At 45.2% G+C, this 21,619-nt stretch carries 19 protein-coding genes; 5 read left to right on the top strand and 14 right to left on the bottom strand.

What is annotated here, in order from left to right; translation table 11 throughout:
• The first annotated feature begins 36 nt into the window (after nucleotides 1-36).
• Complete coding sequence (locus VER99_RS11145; protein ID WP_020334466.1) at nucleotides 37-2,385, top strand: PilZ domain-containing protein; 2,349 nt, start codon at nucleotides 37-39, stop codon at nucleotides 2,383-2,385.
• Nucleotides 2,386-2,449: 64 nt separating this feature from the next.
• Here VER99_RS11145 and serB read toward each other — a convergent pair whose 3' ends face one another.
• Nucleotides 2,450-3,430, bottom strand: a complete 981-nt coding sequence (gene serB / locus VER99_RS11150) for a phosphoserine phosphatase (protein ID WP_014232862.1) — start codon at nucleotides 3,428-3,430, stop codon at nucleotides 2,450-2,452.
• 91 nt (nucleotides 3,431-3,521) lie between these two features.
• Here serB and VER99_RS11155 point away from each other — a divergent pair, with 91 nt between their 5' ends.
• On the top strand, nucleotides 3,522-4,127 hold the full coding sequence (locus VER99_RS11155) for a YtjB family periplasmic protein (protein ID WP_014232863.1): 606 nt from the start codon (nucleotides 3,522-3,524) through the stop codon (nucleotides 4,125-4,127).
• Between the two features lie 83 nt (nucleotides 4,128-4,210).
• Here VER99_RS11155 and deoD read toward each other — a convergent pair whose 3' ends face one another.
• From deoD to ubiT, 12 genes are all read right to left on the bottom strand, one after another.
• Nucleotides 4,211-4,930: a purine-nucleoside phosphorylase gene (gene deoD, locus VER99_RS11160; RefSeq protein WP_014232864.1), complete on the bottom strand. Its 720-nt coding sequence runs from the start codon at nucleotides 4,928-4,930 to the stop codon at nucleotides 4,211-4,213.
• Between the two features lie 138 nt (nucleotides 4,931-5,068).
• Nucleotides 5,069-6,289 carry a phosphopentomutase gene (locus VER99_RS11165; protein ID WP_020334468.1) on the bottom strand — a complete coding sequence of 407 codons (1,221 nt, stop codon included), beginning with the start codon at nucleotides 6,287-6,289 and terminating at the stop codon, nucleotides 5,069-5,071.
• A gap of 83 nt (nucleotides 6,290-6,372) precedes the next feature.
• On the bottom strand, nucleotides 6,373-7,701 hold the full coding sequence (gene deoA / locus VER99_RS11170) for a thymidine phosphorylase (protein WP_020334469.1): 1,329 nt from the start codon (nucleotides 7,699-7,701) through the stop codon (nucleotides 6,373-6,375).
• A 252-nt stretch (nucleotides 7,702-7,953) separates the two neighbouring features.
• Nucleotides 7,954-8,730 carry a deoxyribose-phosphate aldolase gene (gene deoC / locus VER99_RS11175; RefSeq protein ID WP_014232867.1) on the bottom strand — a complete coding sequence of 259 codons (777 nt, stop codon included), beginning with the start codon at nucleotides 8,728-8,730 and terminating at the stop codon, nucleotides 7,954-7,956.
• 550 nt (nucleotides 8,731-9,280) lie between these two features.
• Entirely contained in the window at nucleotides 9,281-10,564 is a 1,284-nt protein-coding gene (locus tag VER99_RS11180; RefSeq protein ID WP_014232868.1) for a NupC/NupG family nucleoside CNT transporter, read from the bottom strand.
• A gap of 204 nt (nucleotides 10,565-10,768) precedes the next feature.
• Entirely contained in the window at nucleotides 10,769-11,542 is a 774-nt protein-coding gene (locus tag VER99_RS11185) for a TatD family hydrolase (RefSeq protein WP_020333893.1), read from the bottom strand.
• Nucleotides 11,529-11,711 carry a DUF5363 family protein gene (locus VER99_RS11190; RefSeq protein ID WP_014232870.1) on the bottom strand — a complete coding sequence of 61 codons (183 nt, stop codon included), beginning with the start codon at nucleotides 11,709-11,711 and terminating at the stop codon, nucleotides 11,529-11,531. The genes VER99_RS11185 and VER99_RS11190 overlap by 14 nt, the downstream gene beginning before the upstream one ends.
• Nucleotides 11,712-11,864: 153 nt before the next feature.
• Entirely contained in the window at nucleotides 11,865-13,454 is a 1,590-nt protein-coding gene (gene prfC / locus VER99_RS11195; RefSeq protein WP_020333894.1) for a peptide chain release factor 3, read from the bottom strand.
• 166 nt (nucleotides 13,455-13,620) lie between these two features.
• Nucleotides 13,621-14,076, bottom strand: a complete 456-nt coding sequence (rimI, locus tag VER99_RS11200) for a ribosomal protein S18-alanine N-acetyltransferase (RefSeq protein WP_020333895.1) — start codon at nucleotides 14,074-14,076, stop codon at nucleotides 13,621-13,623.
• 72 nt (nucleotides 14,077-14,148) lie between these two features.
• Nucleotides 14,149-14,547, bottom strand: a complete 399-nt coding sequence (locus tag VER99_RS11205) for a DNA polymerase III subunit psi (protein ID WP_020333896.1) — start codon at nucleotides 14,545-14,547, stop codon at nucleotides 14,149-14,151.
• A 221-nt stretch (nucleotides 14,548-14,768) separates the two neighbouring features.
• Nucleotides 14,769-15,272, bottom strand: coding sequence for a GNAT family N-acetyltransferase (locus VER99_RS11210; RefSeq protein WP_020333897.1), 504 nt, complete (start codon nucleotides 15,270-15,272; stop codon nucleotides 14,769-14,771).
• Nucleotides 15,256-15,783, bottom strand: a complete 528-nt coding sequence (gene ubiT / locus VER99_RS11215; RefSeq protein ID WP_014232875.1) for a ubiquinone anaerobic biosynthesis accessory factor UbiT — start codon at nucleotides 15,781-15,783, stop codon at nucleotides 15,256-15,258. Before ubiT ends, VER99_RS11210 begins: the two co-directional genes overlap by 17 nt.
• A gap of 352 nt (nucleotides 15,784-16,135) precedes the next feature.
• On the opposite strand from ubiT, the gene VER99_RS11220 reads away from it, so the two are divergent.
• The 3 genes from VER99_RS11220 (at nucleotide 16,136) to VER99_RS11230 (ending at nucleotide 20,206) form a co-directional block, all read left to right on the top strand.
• Nucleotides 16,136-18,175: a sensor domain-containing protein gene (locus VER99_RS11220; protein WP_020333899.1), complete on the top strand. Its 2,040-nt coding sequence runs from the start codon at nucleotides 16,136-16,138 to the stop codon at nucleotides 18,173-18,175.
• A gap of 118 nt (nucleotides 18,176-18,293) precedes the next feature.
• A complete protein-coding gene (gene ubiU, locus VER99_RS11225; protein WP_014232877.1) occupies nucleotides 18,294-19,307 on the top strand; it encodes a ubiquinone anaerobic biosynthesis protein UbiU in 1,014 nt (337 codons plus the stop codon).
• 20 nt (nucleotides 19,308-19,327) lie between these two features.
• Nucleotides 19,328-20,206, top strand: a complete 879-nt coding sequence (locus VER99_RS11230; protein ID WP_020333900.1) for a U32 family peptidase — start codon at nucleotides 19,328-19,330, stop codon at nucleotides 20,204-20,206.
• Nucleotides 20,207-20,260: 54 nt separating this feature from the next.
• Here the strand turns inward: VER99_RS11230 and VER99_RS11235 are convergent, their stop codons facing one another.
• On the bottom strand, nucleotides 20,261-21,607 hold the full coding sequence (locus VER99_RS11235; protein WP_020333901.1) for an MATE family efflux transporter: 1,347 nt from the start codon (nucleotides 21,605-21,607) through the stop codon (nucleotides 20,261-20,263).
• Nucleotides 21,608-21,619 lie beyond the last annotated feature (12 nt).

A 21,619-nucleotide genomic window follows, 5' to 3' on the forward strand; every position in this document is an offset into this window, starting at 1 on the left:
ATACAATTCAAATAACGACATACTCTAACAGAAATAATGCTGCAATCTGAAATTCTCTCGCTCGCGGAACGGCTCATCCCAGTCTATGGTTCTGTAGACTTTGATTTTGTCCTTGGCCAACTGACCGAGGACGCGCCACCTTCAGCCAAAATTTTGGTCAAGATAGAATTAAACCGATTAATGGCACCGTGCAAAAAAAGCATTGATTTACGCGGCCGTGTTAACGGGGAATGCAGAAAATACATATTTGATGGCATTCCACACTGGTTAGATGATGTTGCATTCAATGCCTATCACAAAAGCACCAGAAAGTATGGTGGCTATACCGAAGGCGTCTGGGAAACGCTTATTAGCACCCGGAATAATTTTCGAGTAATGGGCAAACAAGCTGTCGAAGAACATCACTCCTCCCTATCTGAGACTCAAAGCCCGTTTAGTGCCGTACCTATCCAATTAGGTTTTGACTTAAAGCGTCAGGAGAAGCGTTTAAAAGTCCAGTCACAAGTAGAAATACATCGTTCAAAAGGCCAACTGCTCCACGGTGTGAGCATTGATCTATCCAGCTCTGGCGCAAAATTCAAAGTGCCCAGCGCCTTTAAATACAACCTTGGTGAAATCATTGAGGTGACTTTTACCGACTTTGCCAGTAAATCTCAATTAGCCGGAATAGAAAAGCCTCTGACTTATCGGATTCTGGCTGTTGAAGACTGCTACGAAAATGATGCCATTCGATATCTGAGAACCATTCTCCTAACCGAAACCAATGTGATCGACAGAGTCATTGATGAAGTGCTAAATAGCGATGCGAAACGCACACGTCATGATAATCAGGATAAAATCATTCGGGCTCGTACGCGCGGATATGAGCATTTGGCTCTTAAACACACCAGCAACTTGCCGCTGTTCTTTCAAGGCAGCGAGCTCAAACTTGCCATGCTAACGCCGAATAATCAAAAGCTATGGCAATACTGGCACGATGAACGCAACCAACAAGTTTTTGGGTCCCTGTTCCATGAAGAAAGAATGACATCGCTGATTACACCGGGAGTAAAAGGCACCACTAACGTTCTCTATTCATTTACTCACGAGCACGATAACAAAACTTATTTCTATTCGATGCTGAGACCGGAAGCAACCAGAGAGCAACGCCAACTATTCTGGCATTTAGGAGCAAAGCGAAAAAGCTGGCGAGTGTTTCGCGTGTCTATCTTTGAACTTTCCGAGCAAGAAAAAGAGGAACTCGCTTCATTCTCTTCTGAGCTGGCAGAAACCTCGAATTTACTTACTCACGTGGGGATCTTGCAAGAAATCTCGGACGAAGCTTCAGGACAAGACTATCTGTTAACCGAAAAGCCTCGGTTGCCTTCAAACACCTTAAATGCGTTTCGACATCCGAGACGAATAACCGGCCAACCCAAAGGGATGTATTTTGATGCGCAATCTCGGCGTAAAGAGCCTCGATATCGATTTAAAACGCCACTCGCGTTAATGTCGGGGCAATTAAATAGTTCGGGATACAGTGTTGATATTTCGAAGCGAGGACTCGGAATTCAGCTAGAAACTCCAGCCTCCTTGCGCGCAGGTCAAGAGATCGCCATTAACTTTCGTGAACTGCAATTGTACGATAGTAACTTGCCGCTATCCGACGTGCCTTATCGAGTCGTGCGAGTCAGCCCCGATGGTCATAGAGTTCAATTGGTCATTGGTCAAAGCAGCAAAGCTCGTCGAGTGATCGCATTTCTTAATAAAGTCATTGAGCATAATAAGAACAAGTTGGTTCAGCAGGCAGATGTGCTGCCAAGCCATGAGCTACTGGAGAGGCTGCATAGTACTATTCTTTCCAGAAGCCTTAGTTCTCCAATCTTCATTAGTAAAACGTCAACGGGGTCATTTAAAACACCAGTTATTGGTGTAAACCTGCCCTTGCCCAAACATGTTGAGATTTTTGCTCAGATTGGTCATGACAATAAGTTTATTCTGGATCCGATCTTTAAAGGTCGTACGAGCACTCTGATCGCAGACCTAATCAAACGTATAGAAGGCGTACAGGAAAAACACGAAGACATTTACATCAGCGCTTCAAAAATCGGTAACAAGGTTACTGGTATAGAGTCCAAGCTGCATCAGGATTTTAGCAGCCTGAAAGAGCGCATTCAGTTTATAAAAAAAGCGCGCATGATGGGCGATTTCTATGTTCTGCGTCTTTCTACCGCGCCTATTTTTGAACCCATGACCTCTCTACTGCAAAGAGACTTGAGTGAGTTAACTCAGTTTAGTGTGCATCAGGCAAGCAAACTAGAAAAGGAGCTCACTGCACTTATCGGTTACAGTGAGTTTGAAGACATCACGGAAGAAGTACTCGTTAGGCTAGAGCTAACCGAATAAAAAACACCGCCCTGTTCGGCGGTGTTTCAATATTGATGCAAGTCAGCTGTCTTTTACCAATAGGCTATGGCTTAGACTTCCAGCTAATTTTCTGTTGTTTAACCAGCGCCCCTGACAGGATACAAAGCACACCCCCCAAACCGGAGTAACGAATCGCAGATTGAGCCTGTGCCTCGACTTTCGGTTTCGCATGGTACGCTATACCCAAACCAGCAGCAGACATCATCACCAAATCATTCGCGCCGTCACCTACCGCAACCGTATTATGCTGCTCGATTTCGTACTCATCCGCTAATTCAACCAAGATATCGGATTTCACTTGCGCGTTGACGACGTCACCAAGCACTTTACCCGTGAGTTTTCCGTTGATGATTTCCAGCTTGTTCGAGCGAGCGAAATCTAACCCCACTTTATCTTTGATGTAATCAGAGAAGTAGTCGAAGCCACCAGAAGCAATCGCGGTTTTCCAACCCAACGCTTTCATTGTTGCAATCAGTGCTTCAAAGTCTTGCATGAATGGAAGTTGCGAGCGTACTTGTTCAAGAATAGATTCGTCAGCACCTTTGAGTTTGCCAACTCGTTGACGAAGGCTCTGTTCAAAATCCAGTTCTCCTTGCATCGCACGTTCTGTAACTTCAGCGACTTCTTCACCAACACCAGCCAACTTCGCAATCTCATCAATGCATTCAATTTGAATGGCTGTCGAATCCATATCAAACACAATGAGTCCTGTAGTCGATAAATCAGGAACTTCATTGAGTGATGCGTAATCTAAGTTAAGGCTTTTTAAAATCGTTTCGTGTTGAGACGTAAGTTCACCTGACATCAATGCGACTTCGTACTGGCCCACCTTCCATGTTTCTAGGACCGGATTGTAAAAACCAGTATAAAAGTCAATGTCTTCAAAATGACGCGGTGAAAGGTAAGTAGAAAAAATAATCCAATTTGCTTTGGCTCTGTCCAACTGAGAGGCAAAGCGAGTTTCAGGCAGTCGATTTAAAAGTGTCGTATGTTTTCTTATAGGCAAGCTTTTTGACGCGTCCATGTATATAATCCTTGGTGACTTTGCTAAAACGTTACCTCAACAAACTAAAAAGGCAAGTCTTTGTTTTATTTTAAATGGATGAGTAAAGAGCATGAGTGAATCCTTGTTCTCAGTAAGGAATGCCCTACGAATTCTGGCGCTAATACTACTGTGTGTGATGCTATTTATCACGATAAAAAACAGTGTAGTGATCAGTAAGGGCAACGAAAAAATTCAAGCACATCAACTTGAGACACTCACCAAGGTTTTGATCTCGCAGGCATCTTTGTCTGCCAGTGAAATGATTGTGAACAATGATCAGGAGCGATTACTGCAGTTGACGAATCAACTCGCACAAGATCGTCTGGTATTTGATGCAACCATCTATGATGCACAAGGCGTGCGCCTGGCCTCTAGTGAAGAAGCATTATCAGTACGAGAAGTTCTAGGATTAGACACCCCACTGGCAACCGCTTCAATTGGTCGACAACAACTGGTTGAGCCTGTCATTGCTGACGGTTCTGTTGTCGGTTTTGTCCGAGTGACGTTCGAAACAGGCCGTGTTACCGCGATTTCTGACCACCACTATCGCAAAAGTGATCGCTACATGTACATGATGGTCTTGATGAGTTTTGTGTGTGGCATGCTGTTCATTATGATTTTACGCAGGCAACCAATTCGCAGAAAGAAGGCGGAAAACCTCCTGCTAACCAAATAACTCACCGGTAATCAGAATTGAATATAAAAACAGCCCGCATTGTGCGGGCTGTTTTTTAGGTACTTAGTTGCGATTACTGGGGCTTACTCTTTATCACCAAGTAATACCGAATCCAGTGCAATCAGCATCATGTCGTTGAACGTGGTTTGACGCTCATCTGAAGTGGTTTGCTCGCCAGTTTTGATGTGGTCAGAAACCGTACAGATAGTTAGTGCTTTAGCACCGTATTCTGCTGCTACGCCGTAAATACCAGCCGCTTCCATTTCAACACCCACAATACCGTACTTGTCCATTACATCGAACATTTCTGGATCAGGCGTGTAGAAAAGCTCTGCAGAGAAAAGGTTACCCACTTTCACATCAATGCCACGTGCTTTTGCTGCGTCTTCTGCGGCACGAACCATTTTGTAATCAGCAATAGCAGCGAAGTCATGGCCTTTAAAGCGAATGCGGTTTACTTTTGAATCCGTACACGCGCCCATACCGATCACAACATCACGTACTTTGATGTCTTCATTCACAGCGCCACAGCTGCCAACACGGATGATCTTTTTCACACCGAAGTCTTTGATAAGTTCAGTCGCGTAGATCGAACATGATGGGATGCCCATACCGTGGCCCATTACAGAGATTTTGCGACCTTTGTATGTTCCTGTATAACCGAACATGTTGCGAACGTCACACACTTGAACAACGTCTTCAAGGAAAGTTTCTGCAATGTATTTTGCACGTAGCGGATCACCCGGCATCAGTACTACGTCTGCGAATGCACCCATTTCAGCATTGATATGTGGAGTTGCCATTTTTTTCTCCTTAACCTTTCTCTAGCGCTCCGCGCTTAAGGCGCTGTCAGCCAGAGTCTTCTCATTTCCGACAAGCAGTACTTGTATACTGCAAACCTAAAACCAGGAGCATTACGCTCCCAGTTTTTAGTATCCCGATTACAGGAAGTTCTTACCGTATTCCATTGGTGAAGTACCGAAGTAGCTCGCCAACGTTTGGCCGATATCTGCGAACGTTTCGCGGCGACCAAGAGAGCCAGCAGGCACTTTTTGACCGTAAACCAATACTGGGATGTGCTCACGAGTATGGTCTGTACCTGGCCATGTCGGGTCACAACCGTGGTCCGCGGTTAGGATAAGTACGTCGTCTTCATCCATCAGCTCTAGCACTTCGTTGATGCGACCATCAAAGTACTCAAGAGCCGAAGCGTAACCCGCCACATCACGACGGTGGCCATAAGCTGAATCGAAATCAACAAAGTTAGTGAATACGATGGTGTTATCACCTGCTTCTTTGATCTGCTCTAACGTAGCTTCGAACAATGCTGGGATACCTGTTGCTTTCACTTTCTTAGTGATACCGCAGTTTGCGTAGATATCGGCAATCTTACCGATAGAAACAACATTGCCTTGCTTCTCTTCTACCAATTTTTGTAGAACAGTGGCTGATGGCGGCTCAACTGACAAGTCACGGCGGTTACCAGTACGTTCAAACTGACCTTTGCCCGGGCCAATGAATGGACGCGCAATAACACGGCCAATGTTGTAATCAGCGAGCTCTTCACGAGCGATTTGGCAAAGATCTAATAGACGATCCAGGCCAAATGTCTCTTCGTGACACGCAATCTGGAATACCGAGTCTGCTGAAGTATAGAAGATAGGCAAACCTGTCTTCATGTGCTCTTCACCCAAATCATCCAATACTTGAGTACCAGAAGCATGGCAGTTACCTAAGTAGCCATCTAAGCCAGCACGCTCAAGGATGCGATTCGTCAACTCTTCAGGAAAGCTGTTAGTTTTGTCACTAAAGTAGCCCCAATCAAATAAAACAGGCACACCAGCAATTTCCCAGTGACCAGACGGAGTGTCTTTACCAGAAGACAGCTCAGCCGCGTGACCGTAAGCACCGATGATTTCTGCATCTGCGTCTAGACCAGGAGCAAAGCGACCTGTTGATTCTTTATGTGCCATCGCCAAACCAAGTTTAGATAGGTTTGGAAGACGAAGTGCACCTTGACGTTTGTCGTTATCTGCTAAGCCTTTTTCACACTGGTCCGCAATATGACCTAGAGTGTCTGAACCTACATCACCAAATTCTTTAGCATCAGCCGTTTCACCGATACCGAATGAGTCTAGTACTAAAATAAATGCTCTTTTCATTGCTCGTTCCTTAGGCCCACTCGGCGAATAAGTATGGTTGAGTAGGCCTTATGTAATTACTTAATCAGTTAGGGTCTGGTGACCTAGATATCTTCTGCACGAATCTGACGGTAAACCTCTGGGGTTGGTGTGTATTCACCACCTACTTTGATTGCACTGCGTAGTGCTTTTGCCGCTTCTTCCCACTGCTCTTCTGTACGAGCGTGGATAACAGCCAGAGGCTTATCACTATCAGCGACCTCACCCAAACGGATGAACTCATCAAAACCAACCGCGTAGTCGATTTCATCCGTTGCAACACGGCGACCACCGCCCATCGCAACCACAGCCATACCGATAGCACGTGTGTCCATCGCAGAGACAATGCCTGTTTCCGTCGCATACACTGGCTTGATGATTTCTGCTTTTTCTAGGTAGTTTTCGTAGTTTGCTACGAAGTCTGCAGGGCCGCCTAAACCAGCAATCATCTTGCCGAAGCATTCTGCCGCTTTACCGTTGTCGAGCACTTCCATCAGTTTCGCACGTGCGTCATCTGTATTTTCTGCCAGCTTACCAAGCACCAACATTTCCGCACACGACGCCATTGTGACTTCAAGCAGACGTGGGTTTCGGTATTCACCAGTCAGGAAACGAACCGCTTCACGCACTTCAACCGCATTACCGGCTGAAGACGCCAATACTTGGTTCATGTCTGTCAGGATTGCTGTTGTTTTAGTGCCAGCGCCATTTGCTACCGCCACGATAGATTTTGCTAGTTCTTCTGATGCTTCATATGTTGGCATGAATGCACCCGAACCAACTTTTACGTCCATCACTAGAGATTCCAAGCCCGCAGCCAATTTCTTAGACAGAATCGAGGCCGTGATCAGAGAGATGTTATCAACAGTGGCGGTAATATCACGTGTTGCGTACACGCGCTTATCTGCCGGAGCGAGATCGCCCGTTTGGCCGATAATCGCAACGCCAGCGTCTTTCGTCACTTGACCAAATACGTCGTTAGTTGGCGTGATATTGTAGCCTGGGATTGACTCTAATTTATCGAGTGTACCGCCAGTATGACCAAGGCCACGGCCAGAGATCATTGGTACGAAGCCACCACACGCTGCCACCATTGGGCCAAGCATGAGGGAGGTCACATCACCCACGCCACCTGTAGAGTGCTTATCGACAATAGGGCCGCCAAAGTTCATGTGGCTCCAGTCGATAACCATGCCTGAATCGCGCATTGCACAAGTCAGGGCAATACGCTCATCCATGGTCATTTCATTGAAGAAAATAGTCATAGCAAATGCCGCTATCTGACCTTCAGATACTGTGTTATTTGCTACGCCTTGAATAAAGAAGTTGATTTCGTCAGCAGAAAGAACTTCGCCGTCACGTTTTTTACGAATGATTTCTTGCGGTAAATACATTAGTGCCTCCCAAGCTCGATGAAAGCTGTGGTCAAAGTAGGACAGAGGTAAAACAGAGGGCGATGTTCCACCACCCTAAATTTAAAACAGACGTTAAGTTTTTATTCGTCATACCCTAAATAGTTGGCGTTGCAGCTAGGCGACAAGTAAGTTCAGCCCTATGAGCATAGGTTTTCTATGTGATTAGGGCGGCCGGCGCTCCGGTGAACTTACACAGTCAACAACGCTGCAGCGTCAAATATGACGGGTATGTTAGTACGCTGTTGGATCAGCCGTTTCGTCTGTTACTTCTAATGTATTTAACAGGTTAGTTAGCAGGCTTGATGCACCGAAACGGTAGTGACGAGCATCAACCCAGTTATCACCTAAGATTTCATCTGCCATTGCCAGATAAGCCGCTGCGTCTTCTGCAGTACGCACACCACCAGCAGGTTTGAAACCTACTGTTTCTGCTACACCCATATCACGAATTACTTCTAGCATCATTCGAGCGTATTCTGGTGTTGCGTTCACAGGCACTTTACCTGTTGAAGTTTTAATAAAGTCTGCACCCGCTTCGATACAGATTTGTGAAGCTTTTTTGATTAGCGCTTCTTCTTTTAGTTCACCCGTTTCGATGATCACTTTAAGAAGAATGTCACCACAAGCTTCTTTACATTGCTTAACCAGTTCAAAGCCCACTTTCTCATCGCCCGCCATTAGTGCACGGTATGGGAACACTACGTCAACTTCGTCTGCACCGTAAGCAACCGCTGCTTTAGTTTCAGCAACTGCGATCTCGATGTCGTCGTTTCCGTGTGGGAAGTTAGTCACGGTAGCAATGCGAACTTCTGGTGTGCCTTGCTCACGAAGTGTCTTCTTAGCAATAGGAATAAAGCGAGGGTAAATACAGATTGCAGCCGTGTTGCCTACTGCTGTTTTCGCGTCATGACATAGTGAGATCACTTTTGCATCAGTGTCGTCATCATTCAGCGTAGTTAGATCCATAAGTTTTAGTGCACGTAGTGCTGCTGCTTTTAAATCGCTCATTTCTATCTCCGATCAATATTCAAAAAATTCACTACTCAGCCTTACATCGCAACTCTAACTATAATCAACGAGTTGAGATTGTGTAAAAAATGACTCAGCAGTCTATTTATGAACGGACTTGGTTCCATGAAGACTCGGCATATACAGCGAAAATTTCTTATGCCAATTGCTATCCTTGTCACCGCACAGTACCAATTTGGCCTATGGCACAACAATCTATGATTGCGGTGTCTTTAATATCATATCTCCCCAACAAAATGCCGTTGAGATCTAATATTTCAGGGTAATTCATTTACCCATCGATTAGGTTGTATCCACCTTGTGATGTCTACATTATAGATATTCATCGCAAAACTGTAGCACCAAATAGAGCGCAAACGGTTTGTATCTCAAAATTTCCAGGTTTCTATTCTCTAGTCCGTCAGTTAAGACCCCTTACATTTGACGCACTAAAAATTTTCAGCCCTGAAAACGAAAAAAGCCCCGCAGCAATTTCTTGCTACAGGGCATGATTTAATATGGCGTCTATATATTAAAAACCAGTTCTAAATTACAGAGCTGCTAGGCTTAAGCAGAAGCCTGCAATTGTCGCTGCCATTAGGTTAGACAACGTACCAGCTAGTACTGCTTTAACACCCATGCGAGCGATATCTGGACGACGGCTTGGCGCTAGACCACCCAGACCACCTAGTAGGATCGCGATAGAAGAAAGGTTCGCGAAGCCACACAGTGCAAATGAGATGATAGCCGTAGTCTTCTCAGACATTACTTCACCAGTTGCTGCGATTACTTGAGCGTTTTCACCGATGTAAGGCGTGAAGTTCAAGTATGCAACGAATTCGTTCACTACAATTTTCTGACCGATGAATGAACCAGCAGTTACTGCTTCAGCCCATGGAACACCGATTAGGAATGCTAGTGGAGAGAACGCGTAACCCAGGATTAGCTCAAGAGTCAGCTCAGGCATACCGAACCAACCACCGATGCCGCCTAGCATACCGTTAACAAGAGCAATCAGACCTACGAATGCGATTAGCATTGCACCTACGTTTAGTGCTAGTTGTAGACCAGAAGCTGCACCGCCCGCTGCCGCGTCGATTACGTTAACAGGTTTGTCGTCACCGCCGTCCATTGCCTCTTCGATACTTTCATGAGGCTGATCGGTTTCAGGGTGAAGAATTTTAGCGAATAGTAGACCACCAGGTGCTGCCATGAATGATGCTGCAACTAGGTATTCTAGAGGTACACCCATTGATGCGTAACCCGCTAGTACACCACCAGCAACAGAAGCTAGACCACCACACATTACCGCGAATAGCTCTGATTGAGTCATTTTTGGAACGAATGGACGAACCACAAGTGGCGCTTCAGTTTGACCTACGAAAATGTTAGCTGCTGCTGACATTGATTCTGCACGAGAAGTACCAAGCGCTTTCTGTAGTGCACCACCAAGAATCTTGATAACCCATTGCATAACGCCAATGTAGTACAGAACTGAGATCAGAGCAGAGAAGAAGATCAGTGTAGGAAGAACACGGAATGCGAAGATGAAACCACCGCCACCGAATACTTCGAACATCTTGTTAGAAACAAGACCACCGAACAGGAATGATGAACCATCGTTACCGTAGTTGATAACGTTAGATACACCACTAGAGAAACCGTTTAGTAGATCACGGCCCCAAGGTACATAAAGAACAAATGCACCTAATGCGAATTGGATAGCGAATGCACCACCCACAGTTCTAAAGTTGATAGCTTTGCGGTTAGATGAGAATGCTAGTGCGATAGCAAGTAGCACAACCATACCAACCAGGCTCATAAACAGGCTCATAGTTTATGACTTCCTTATAAGTTATTTATTGGCGTGTAACAAAATGGAGCTATAAAAGCGGGGCAATTATACTCATGCATCATCAATTAAAGTAATGCCGCCCTCACACTTTCCCATAAGATTCATTATTGATTCACTAATCTTTGTGATAGAACTCACAATAAAAAGGAAAACGTTTTCGAATCTAAACAGTTTCTTTGAATTCTATTCACATATTGAGAAGGCAAAATTGCTATTTTTCCACAGTTGCGACGCAATCGATTGCTTTTCTCCTCTACGCAACTCTACGAGCACATTTAATACATGAATGAGTTTCGCCGGGTGGTTGGGCTGCCCCTGATATCCAAGTATAGGCATATCTGGAGCGTCTGTTTCGATAAGTAGGTTTTCTAGGGCTAATTTTTGAATTGCGTCGCGGGTTTTTTGGGCTCGTGGGTAGGTGATCGTTCCCCCTACACCGATGAAAAAACCTAATCTGACCCACTCCATCGCTTGCTGATAGCTACCAGCAAAAGCATGTACGACACCGCCTTTAGGTAGCTTCGCCGCTTTGACCATTTGAATAAGTCGATTGTGTGCTTTTCGGCTATGTAAAATGACCGGAAGGTCGAAACGTCTGGCGAGCTCAAATTGAGTTTCAAGCACCTTTTCTTGCAACTGAGGATCGACGTCAATCGCAAAGTCTAATCCGCACTCTCCTATTGCAATGCACTGTGGCGTTTTTTGTTTGAGATAAAGTTCCAGTTCAGCAAGGTGCTGCTCAAAGTTCTCTTCCAGAAAATACGGATGGAACCCGAGCGCATAGTATAAGTGTGAGTATTTCTCGGCTAAGGTTTGAATGCGTAACCAGTTTGAAGGTCCGACTGAGGGTATCAGGATTCGGCTCACCCCTTGTTCTTGAGCAAGAGCTAGGTTGTGCTCAAAATCATCCTGAAACACGTCAAAATCAAAATGACAGTGCGTATCAAAGAGCTTCATCTTGTGACTTTCTATTGCTCTCGGCAGATTTCGGTGCTGCGTTTGGCTCCTCACTCTGATGAGCTGGATCTTTTCTATAAGGCACACAACTGCGTTTTTGATCCGGCGTGAGCCCCATCTCTTTGCACCAATCGTCGTAGCGCTTAATGCCTCTTTTCAACCAATTCATGTTTACTCCTCTATCTCTAATCACTTATTAACTTTAATGGATATCGTCCAATCCAAATCATTTCTGCTGATATAAAAACGCCCTTGACTAAGTCTATAGCCAAGGGCGTTTTAAAATCCAGTCGCGGTGTAAGCGAGCTTCAGTTAACGTCGATTAGTGCTCGCGAGTCGCACGGAAGTCAACATCCGGGAAGCGCTCTTTCGCCAAGTTTAGGTTAACCATTGTCGGCGCGATGTACGTTAAGTTGTCACCACCATCGAGTGCTAAGTTGCTCTGATTCTTACGTTGGAATTCGTCAAGTTTCTTCGCGTCGCCACACTCAACCCAACGAGCCGTTGCCACGTTTACGCCTTCGTAGATTGCCTCTACGTTGTATTCAGACTTCAGACGAGCCACAACCACATCAAACTGAAGCACACCAACCGCACCAACGATAAGATCGTTGTTTTGCAGTGGACGGAACACCTGTACCGCACCTTCTTCAGACAACTGAACCAAACCTTTCAGCAGCTGCTTCTGTTTTAGTGGATCTTTCAGACGAATACGACGGAACAATTCCGGTGCAAAGTTCGGGATACCAGAGAACTTAAGTGATTCACCTTGCGTGAAGGTATCACCAATCTGGATAGTACCGTGGTTATGCAGACCGATAATATCACCAGCGTAAGCGTGTTCTGCACGTGAACGGTCACCAGCCATGAAGGTTACCGCATCAGAGATACTTACTTGTTTGCCTAGACGAACGTGGTTCATCTTCATGCCTTGAGTGTAAGTACCCGATACGATACGCATAAAGGCGATACGGTCACGGTGTTTTGGATCCATGTTTGCCTGAATCTTAAATACGAAACCAGAAAACTTCTCTTCTGTCGCTTCAACTTCACGCTCAACCGCTTGACGCGTTTTCGGCGCAGGCGCCCACTCTGTCAAACCATCCAACATGTGGTCAACACCGAAGTTACCTAATGCCGTACCGAAGTAAACTGGTGTTAGCTCACCAGTCAGGAATGATTCCAGTTCGAACTCTGGACAAGCACCCATTACGAGTTCAATCTCTTCACGTACGCTTTCAGCTAGATCTGCACCAACTTTTTCATCCAGTTCTGGGTTATCCAAACCTTTGATGATGCGAACTTCCTGAATCTCATGGCCATGGCCAGATTCGTAAAGAATCGTCTCGTCACGGTGAATGTGATACACACCTTTAAACTCTTTACCACAGCCAATCGGCCAGGTAATTGGCGCACACATCATGCCCAGTTCGTTTTCAACTTCGTCCAAAACTTCCATTGGATCGCGAACGTCACGGTCAAGTTTGTTCATGAAGGTGACAATTGGTGTATCACGAAGACGCGTAACTTCCATCAGTTTACGAGTACGATCCTCGACACCTTTCGCTGCATCGATAACCATCAAACAAGAGTCAACCGCGGTTAATGTACGGTAAGTATCTTCAGAGAAGTCTTCGTGCCCCGGAGTATCCAGTAGGTTAACCAGACAATCGTTGTAAGGAAACTGCATCACAGAAGTGGTGACCGAGATACCACGTTCCTTTTCCATTTCCATCCAGTCAGATTTAGCATGCTGAGCATTACCACGACCTTTAACGGTACCTGCTTTTTGGATCGCGTTTCCGAATAAAAGTACTTTTTCGGTAATGGTTGTTTTACCCGCATCCGGGTGAGAAATAATAGCGAATGTTCTACGTTTAGAGACTTCGCCTAGAAAAGGTGTATTTGACATGAAACTGGTCTTCTTTGATGTCTGCATGCTTGCCTGAAAAACAAACACACATTTTAGATTCAATTTTGCGCGGTATTCTCGCTTATTATTGCTTTAGGGGCAACAGATCGCTTTAGGGGCAACTGATTGCTCTAGGGGCAACATCCCGAATGAAGTCTGTGGGTAACTAATGGAAGAAGATATAACTCATGATGATCGCATCTTCTTTACCATTCCCTGTTTTGGCAGGGTAATAGTTATAACGGCGGTCCAATTCATTAAACCCCGCTTGTTCATAAATATGGATGGCTGCGTGGTTATTTTCTCTCACTTCCAGCCAAGCACTTTCTGCTTTTACTTGCTCACAGTGATATAGAAATGCATCCAGCAATTTTTGACCATGGCCTTTGCCTTGTTGCGAAGGATCGACCGCAATATTCAGCAGTGTTACTTCTCCGACAATGTTCTGAGCATAAAAATAACCAAGGACCGAGTCACCTTCTACCATCACATGGTGACAAGCACCTCGGCTTGATAAGTCACGAACTAATGACTCAGCCCAAGGGTGAGAATGCGCTTGCTGTTCGATTTGCCAAACCTGTTCCAAATGCGCGTCACACATCGGAATAATTTCAATCGTCATGATTTAACCTATTTAATGCTTAGCTAGTGATACGCCTTAGATTCGTATCGCACACCAGAGCTTTTATCAGCATTACGAATAAGAACAAATTTGCTGCCAAAGTGCTCTTTTTTGTTCGTTGTTCCCATCAATGTCCTGAAGTAATGGTGAAGTGAGTTGCTTGATGTTTGAATCCCCATTCACATCACACCCGGCAAACCATACCCACTCCAACTGATGCTCTCCTAGTAAAGAGAAGCGTTCAGGTTCCAGATGCATGGCTTGATCGAGGGTTAACTTCATACTCTTAAGTATTTTCTCGAATAGGATCGCTGACTCATTCACAGGACAGACTGGGGAAACCAGTAGAAGCTTGCAAGCACTTGGCAGATCAATCATTGGTGATTGATAGCCCGCTAACCTATCTGGATGAATCAACTCCCAAGTGCTGATTCCCATTTCATGTAAGTACTGTTTCTCGTTAATCGACATTTTTCGTCACCTGTTTGAACCAGGCAATACTATCAAATTATAGTGACGATACCTAACAACCAAAGACATTGGATGTATCGATGAAGGAATAAGGGAAATAAAAAGAAAGGAAAAGATTTAACTAGAATTCGACGTTAATACGTATAGCAAAGCCATCACTTTGCGATTTACTACAGCGATTGTAAAAGCAGCCGGTTCATAACCACCAGCTGCTCAGATGCTTATAAGTCGTCGAACTCAGGCGAATAATCAATGCGACCAGAACGTCCTGCACATTGGCCTTCAACAACTTCAGCAATACGGAACGCACCTTGAGGCACTTCCCATGCGCATTCAAACCCCATCTCATCACAAGCTTTAAAGCCCTGACGAGCATAGTAATCTGGCGAGCCAAGTACAACACATACCGGATAACCAAAATCACGCAAAGAGTCGAAGCCTTCTTTGATCAACTCGGCTCCGATACCCTGACGTCGATAGTCTTCGTGTACCGCTAATGGCGCGAGTCCTTGCCATGACAAATCTTCACCATTTAAGGTAACTGGGCTAAATAAAGCATGACCAATAACTTCCCCCTCATCCGTACACACCACCAATGACAAGGTCAGCTTGCCATTTTCACGTAAACGCATCACTAAATTAGCTTCTGCGTCAGTTGGAAAAGCGTGTTTCAATAAGCGGTCAATGGTTAGAATGTCCGCAGGGGCTTCAGTTCGAATAAGCATTCGCTACTCCGGGTTGTTGTGCAGGCTCTTGAACCCCTTTTTGGACAAAATCCGCCAATTGATTCAGAGCGACTTGCATGGCTTTTGGTAACTGCTCTAAGTCCACACTGTCCATTAAGTTTTTCACTTCTAAGCCAAGCTCAGTGTCCCCTTCAATAGAAAGGCGACGTTGGAAGAACAACGTGTCAGGGTCTTCTTTACGACCAGCAATTAATACTAGGTCGTTTAGATTACCACTAAAACTCACATCTTCCTGAACTGGTTTTTCAGCAACAAGCAAGTTTTCATCTTGATAGCTGATGTACCATGCTAAATTCAAGTCTTTAATCGCAACTTTTAACCACTTATCTTCCAGAAATTCAAAATCGCCATCTTCCAGCGCCTCTTTGAATATCATTTTAAGACCTTCAAGTAGGGCTTTTTTCTGAACCGTTTGAGGTAATAACTGGACTGGAGAGCGCAAGATATTGGCTGCGTTCTTGACTAGTTGACTGCGAATCTTGTTTAACACGTTCATTATCCGTTACTTTATCATCAGGGCGATCATATTAAGCAATTGTGTGAAACTGATTCCTGTTATGCATCAATAAACAGCTTGTTTTCAGATGACCAAAAATGCTTCGTTTTTTGACCTTACGTGTATTATTGATGAGAACAATGAGATAAACGCTTTAACAACTCTATTTTCAAAGTTATAGTGAACGACCGTATTTTGGTGGCAATTAACAACGCAATTCAAATAAGTCAATGACTTAACGAATGGTGGTCGGTTAACTCGTTGAACGTCACCGTAGCGACTTTTTTCAACTAGCACGTTTAAAACGGGCGAGCAATCTGGCTCATCGGAGATCGGTAACAACCTAATGCCTTCCCAGCAATTACAACATTGGTTTGCCACGCTAACCTCAAATAGCCCTTTCTTTTTCGCCATCCTTGATAAAAAACACAATTATCGAATGGTGAGTGATCGCTATTGTGATATCGCCGGATTGAGTAATGCAGAGATCATTGGACTCAACGATGTCCACGTTTTGGGAGAGCAGTTCTATAAAAAGCTGGCGCCTTATTATCAACGTGCTTTTGATGGTACGCATATAGAAGCCGAGATTACTCTGGATGAAACGGATCTAGAAACCAGCCTGCATTTTAGTTTGTCGCCTGTATATGAGGGTAATGAAATCCGGCATGTGGTTTTTCATGCTGTCGATACCTCAGAGAAACAAATTCTTGTCCGCTCCCTAGAAGAGTCCGAGAGCAAGTTTGCCAAACTCACCCAACTTTTGCCCGATGGTTTATTACTTATCGAAGAAGATGTGATTATTTCGGCGAATCCAGCATCGGCAAGGTTGCTCGGGATAAACTCACCGCATGATCTGCTTGGCGAAAAGCTTAGCCGTTTGTTCATTGATGAAAATACTAAAAAAGTCTTCGGCCACCCTTTAAGTACACTGATTTCTGACAAACCTTTTATTTGCCTAACCAGCGCGCGATGTGGGTTTGAGCGTAAAGTACAGCTTCATGCTGATTCAACGGCCATTCTGGGTAGTGCCTCACAAATCATTTTGATTCAGGATGCCGACAATGCACCCAAGAATTTATCGGCGTCTTTGGGTGAAGATGCGAATATTGACTCCCTGACCAAGTTGTACAACCGTTTTGGTTTTACTAAACGCCTGGAACAACTGATCAAAAAGCAGACACCACTACTGCTCTTCTATCTGGATATCGATAACTTTAAAAATATCAACGATTCACTGGGCCATCATATTGGTGACAAAGTGATCCAAGAGGTCTCAGCACGCCTGAAGCGATTATTACCAAGTCAGGCAATTCTTGGGCACCTGGGGAGTGATGAATTCGGTATTCTGTTACCGGAGCCTGAAAATGCACGAATGGCTGAAATTCTGTCGGATCGCATTATTTCTCTGATCAACCAGCCTTTCGATCTACATCACTTTAGTAAACGTCTTGCTTGTTCAATTGGCAGTGTCCGCTATCCAGAAGATGGCCAAGATGCCCGAATTTTACTGCAAAACGCCGATACTGCGATGTACGAGGCGAAAGATCGCGGGCGAAACCGACTGATCAAATTCAACGATCAAATGAATAAAGAAGCGCGCATGCGTTTGTGGCTGGAAATTGAGCTACAAAAAGCACTTCAGCAAAATGGTTTGGAAGTCTGGTATCAACCAAAAGTAAACGCGCGCGATTTCAGTATCAACGGTGCAGAAGCACTGGTGCGCTGGAAACACCCTGTCGAAGGCTATATTAGCCCTGGTGCATTCATTCCTGTCGCCGAACGAGCTGGGTTGATCGAGCATCTTGGACGAGTGGTGATGCGTGATGTTTTCAATACAGTAAAACGCTGGAAGCAGCAAAGTGTATTGCCAGGGCGTGTCGCGATTAACTTATCTCCCGAGCAGTTTGGCAACCCACAACTTATCGACTTTATGGAAAAGTTACTGCGCACGACAGAGCTGGATCCAAGCTGTATTACGTTTGAGCTAACAGAAAGCGCCGTAATGAGCGACAGTGAACATACATTGCAAATGTTAAACGCCATCAAAAAGCTGGGATTTGCCCTGTCGATTGATGACTTTGGAACCGGGTACTCGTCTCTCTCTTACTTAGCCCGCTTCCCTATTGATGAGCTCAAAATAGACCGCGCTTTTATTAGTGATATTGACACACTGCCTAAACAAGTAACCGTTATCGAAAACATCATCAACCTGGGTAAATCCTTAGATTTATCCGTGGTCGCGGAAGGGGTCGAAACCCATCAGCAAGCGACGTTGCTTTCAAACCTGCAATGTCACTCGATTCAGGGCTTCCACTTTTACCGCCCGCAACCTAAACACGAAATTGAAGAGCTCTTTGTACAAAATCGTCGTCACAAGAATTAACTCGTTACTCCCAAAGAGTAAATATTGAGTTTATTGAGCTAAACCTAACTTAGGTCAATTTTGCTATTCATAATCCTTCATAAAATGCGAACACCTTTTTCTCAATGATTATGAGCATATGGAACTCTTGTGTCCTGCGGGCAACCTGCCTGCATTAAAGACTGCTATTGATTGTGGCGCAGATGCCGTGTACATCGGCTTTAAAGACGATACCAATGCACGTCACTTTGCTGGATTAAACTTTCATGGCAAGAAGCTAGAGAAAGCGGTGCAATACGTTCACGACCGCAACAAAAAAATCCACGTAGCGCTCAACACATTTGCCCATCCAAATGGTTTTGAACGCTGGACAAATGCCGTAGACAACGCCGCATCATTGGGCGTTGATGCTCTTATCGTCGCTGACATCGCGGTATTGGAGTATGCGGCGCGAAAATACCCAGAGTTAGAGCTTCATCTCTCAGTACAAGCCTCAGCCACCAATGTGGCAGCCATTGAGTTCTATAAACAGAATTTCAACGTTAAACGTGTCGTACTGCCACGAGTCCTGTCTATTCATCAGGTTAAACAGTTATCGCGTAATATCACAAGCGATGTAGAGCTAGAAGTGTTTGCCTTTGGTAGTTTATGCATCATGTCTGAAGGCCGCTGTTATTTATCGTCGTACATGACGGGTGAATCACCGAATACCGTTGGCGCTTGCTCACCAGCAAAATACGTACGCTGGCAAGAGACCGAGCAAGGTTTGGAATCGCGACTCAATAACATTCTGATTGACCGTTACAGCGAAGGGGAAAACGCGGGTTATCCGACCTTATGTAAAGGCCGCTTTGAAGCGGAAATCGAAGGTGAGAAAAAGCGCTACCACGCACTGGAAGAGCCAACCAGCCTGAATACACTGTCTATGCTTCCGGAACTGTTTGCAGCCAATGTTGCGTCAGTAAAAATTGAAGGCCGTCAGCGAAGCCCTGCTTACGTAGAACAAGTAACTCGCACTTGGCGAGCTGCGATTGACCGTTATCAGGCAAACCCCGCCGCGTACCAAGTGGAAGAAGCCTGGAATGCAACGTTAGCTAACGTATCAGAAGGCACGCAAACCACATTAGGCGCTTATCACCGCCAATGGCAGTAGAGGTAAAAATGGAAAATTCAATGAAATACGCACTTGGTCCATTACTCTATTTCTGGCCAAAACAAGATGTGGAAGCGTTCTATCAGGAAGCAAAAGAGAGTACCGCGGACATCATCTATCTAGGTGAAACGGTCTGCTCTAAACGACGAGAAATGAAACCAGCCCATTGGTTTGATATCGCAAAAGAACTCTCCGCTGCGGGTAAACAGGTCGTGCTATCAACCATGGCGTTGCTGGAAGCACCAAGTGAAGTCAACATCATGAAGAAATACATCGATAATGGTGATTTCGCGATTGAGGCCAATGATGTTTCTGCGGTTCAGCTAGCCTCAGAGCACCGAGTGCCGTTTGTTGTTGGCCCGGCGATTAATACCTACAATGCCCATACACTGAACCTATTCCTCAAACAGGGTATGACGCGCTGGTGTATGCCTGTGGAACTGTCGCGTGATTGGTTACGTGATACATTAGCGCAATGTGAGAGTCTTGGTATCCGCAATAAATTTGAAGTGGAAGTGTTCAGCCATGGCTATCTGCCACTGGCCTACTCGGCTCGTTGCTTTACGGCGCGCGCTGAAAACCGTGCAAAAGACGATTGCGAGACCTGCTGCATTAAGTACCCGACAGGCATTCAGGTAAGCAGCCAAGAGGGCCAGGAAGTTTTCAACCTTAATGGTATCCAAACTCAGTCTGGTTACTGCTACAACTTAATCAATGACTTACCTGGCATGCAGGGATTAGTGGATGTGGTACGACTTAGCCCACTTGGTATCAGCACTCTATCGGAATTAGATCAATTCCGTGCCAATGAACAGGGCGAAAAACCTCAGAAACTCGAAGACCGTCAATGCAATGGTTACTGGCACCAACTAGCCGGTCTGGACGTCAAAAATATCTGACTCTAGATATAAATAAAGCGAGGTCAATGCCTCGCTTTATTTTGCTTGTTTCTGTCAAGACGATTGCATGCTAGGTTCAACTGGGCTCTCACTAAGCAACTTCTTCACATCACGCCACAACATACTCATTACCACCAAACTTAACGCAATGTTAGACAATGGGAAGGCAATCCAAATCCCCACCACGCCGAATATTTTAGGCATGATAAACAGAAATGGTAGCTGAACCATAATATTACCAACTGTAATGAACATCGCCTTACTGCCTTTATTCATCGACTGATAATACGCGGCCGAGACCATTAAGAAACCATCTAAGAACAAGGCAAACATGTGAAAGCGGATACCCATCACTGCACTTTCAATTAACTGCTGATCCGAGCTATTAAAGACCGAAACGACCTCATAAGGGAAAACATTCAACAAGGAAACAAAAGCAAAGCCTCCCAGCACCGCGGTGCCCATGGCTATCTTTAGCAGCTTACGAATATTTTGCGGATTACGCGCCCCATGGTTATAGCTCACCAGAGGCTGCATGCCATTAGCAATGCCCTCTGCAACTAAGAAATAAACCGTGACGATATAACCGAGAATCGCATACGCACCGATCAATAACGCACTACCATATTGAGCAAACAACGAATTATGCAGTGCCACCATGATCGAGCCGTAAGCGTACATAAAAAAGCTCGAGCTTCCGATCATCACGACCTTAGGCACAATATCAAGCTGTACTTGCAGATCGCTAAAATGTAAGCGCAGCTTGGCTTTAGAACTGAAGAAGTAACCAATACCAAGAACCGTCACGACCATCTGTGCCAACGCAGTTGCAATGGCAGCACCTGTCAACTCCCACCCCAACCAAGCAATAAAGACATAATCTAGCGAGATGTTTATCGCAGCACCTGTCACCATCAGTATCGTGGCTAAGTTAGGGCTATCATCGTTTCTCAATAAAAATGGCGCAGCGATCGATCCAAGCGTGAATATGCACGACACAATCAATATTTGTAAGTACTGTAGACCGAGCTCGTATACTTGACCTTGCGCCCCTTGCCAACGAATAAAATCGTCCGCAAAGTAGAAAAGAACCGCAGCAACGACTGGCATTAATGCGGCGAGTAATAATAACCCGGTAGATAAAATGCGTTTGGCACCGTATTGGTCTTGTTCACCACGCTTGATGGAAACAAGAGCCCCCGTGCCGACGCCAACCATCATACCGACGCCTAAGATTGTCCCAATCACAGGCCACGCTACGTTGATTCCAGCCAGCCCATCAGCACCAACATAGCGGCCAATAAAAATGCCGTCGATCACTTGATACAAACCATTCACCAACATGGCAGCAACGGTTGGAATCGTGTACTTCCAAAACTGTCTATATATCGAGCCTTGCATAACAACCACCAG

It is taken from the genome of Vibrio natriegens NBRC 15636 = ATCC 14048 = DSM 759 (assembly GCF_035621455.1).
Taxonomy (GTDB): Bacteria; Pseudomonadota; Gammaproteobacteria; order Enterobacterales; family Vibrionaceae; genus Vibrio; species Vibrio natriegens.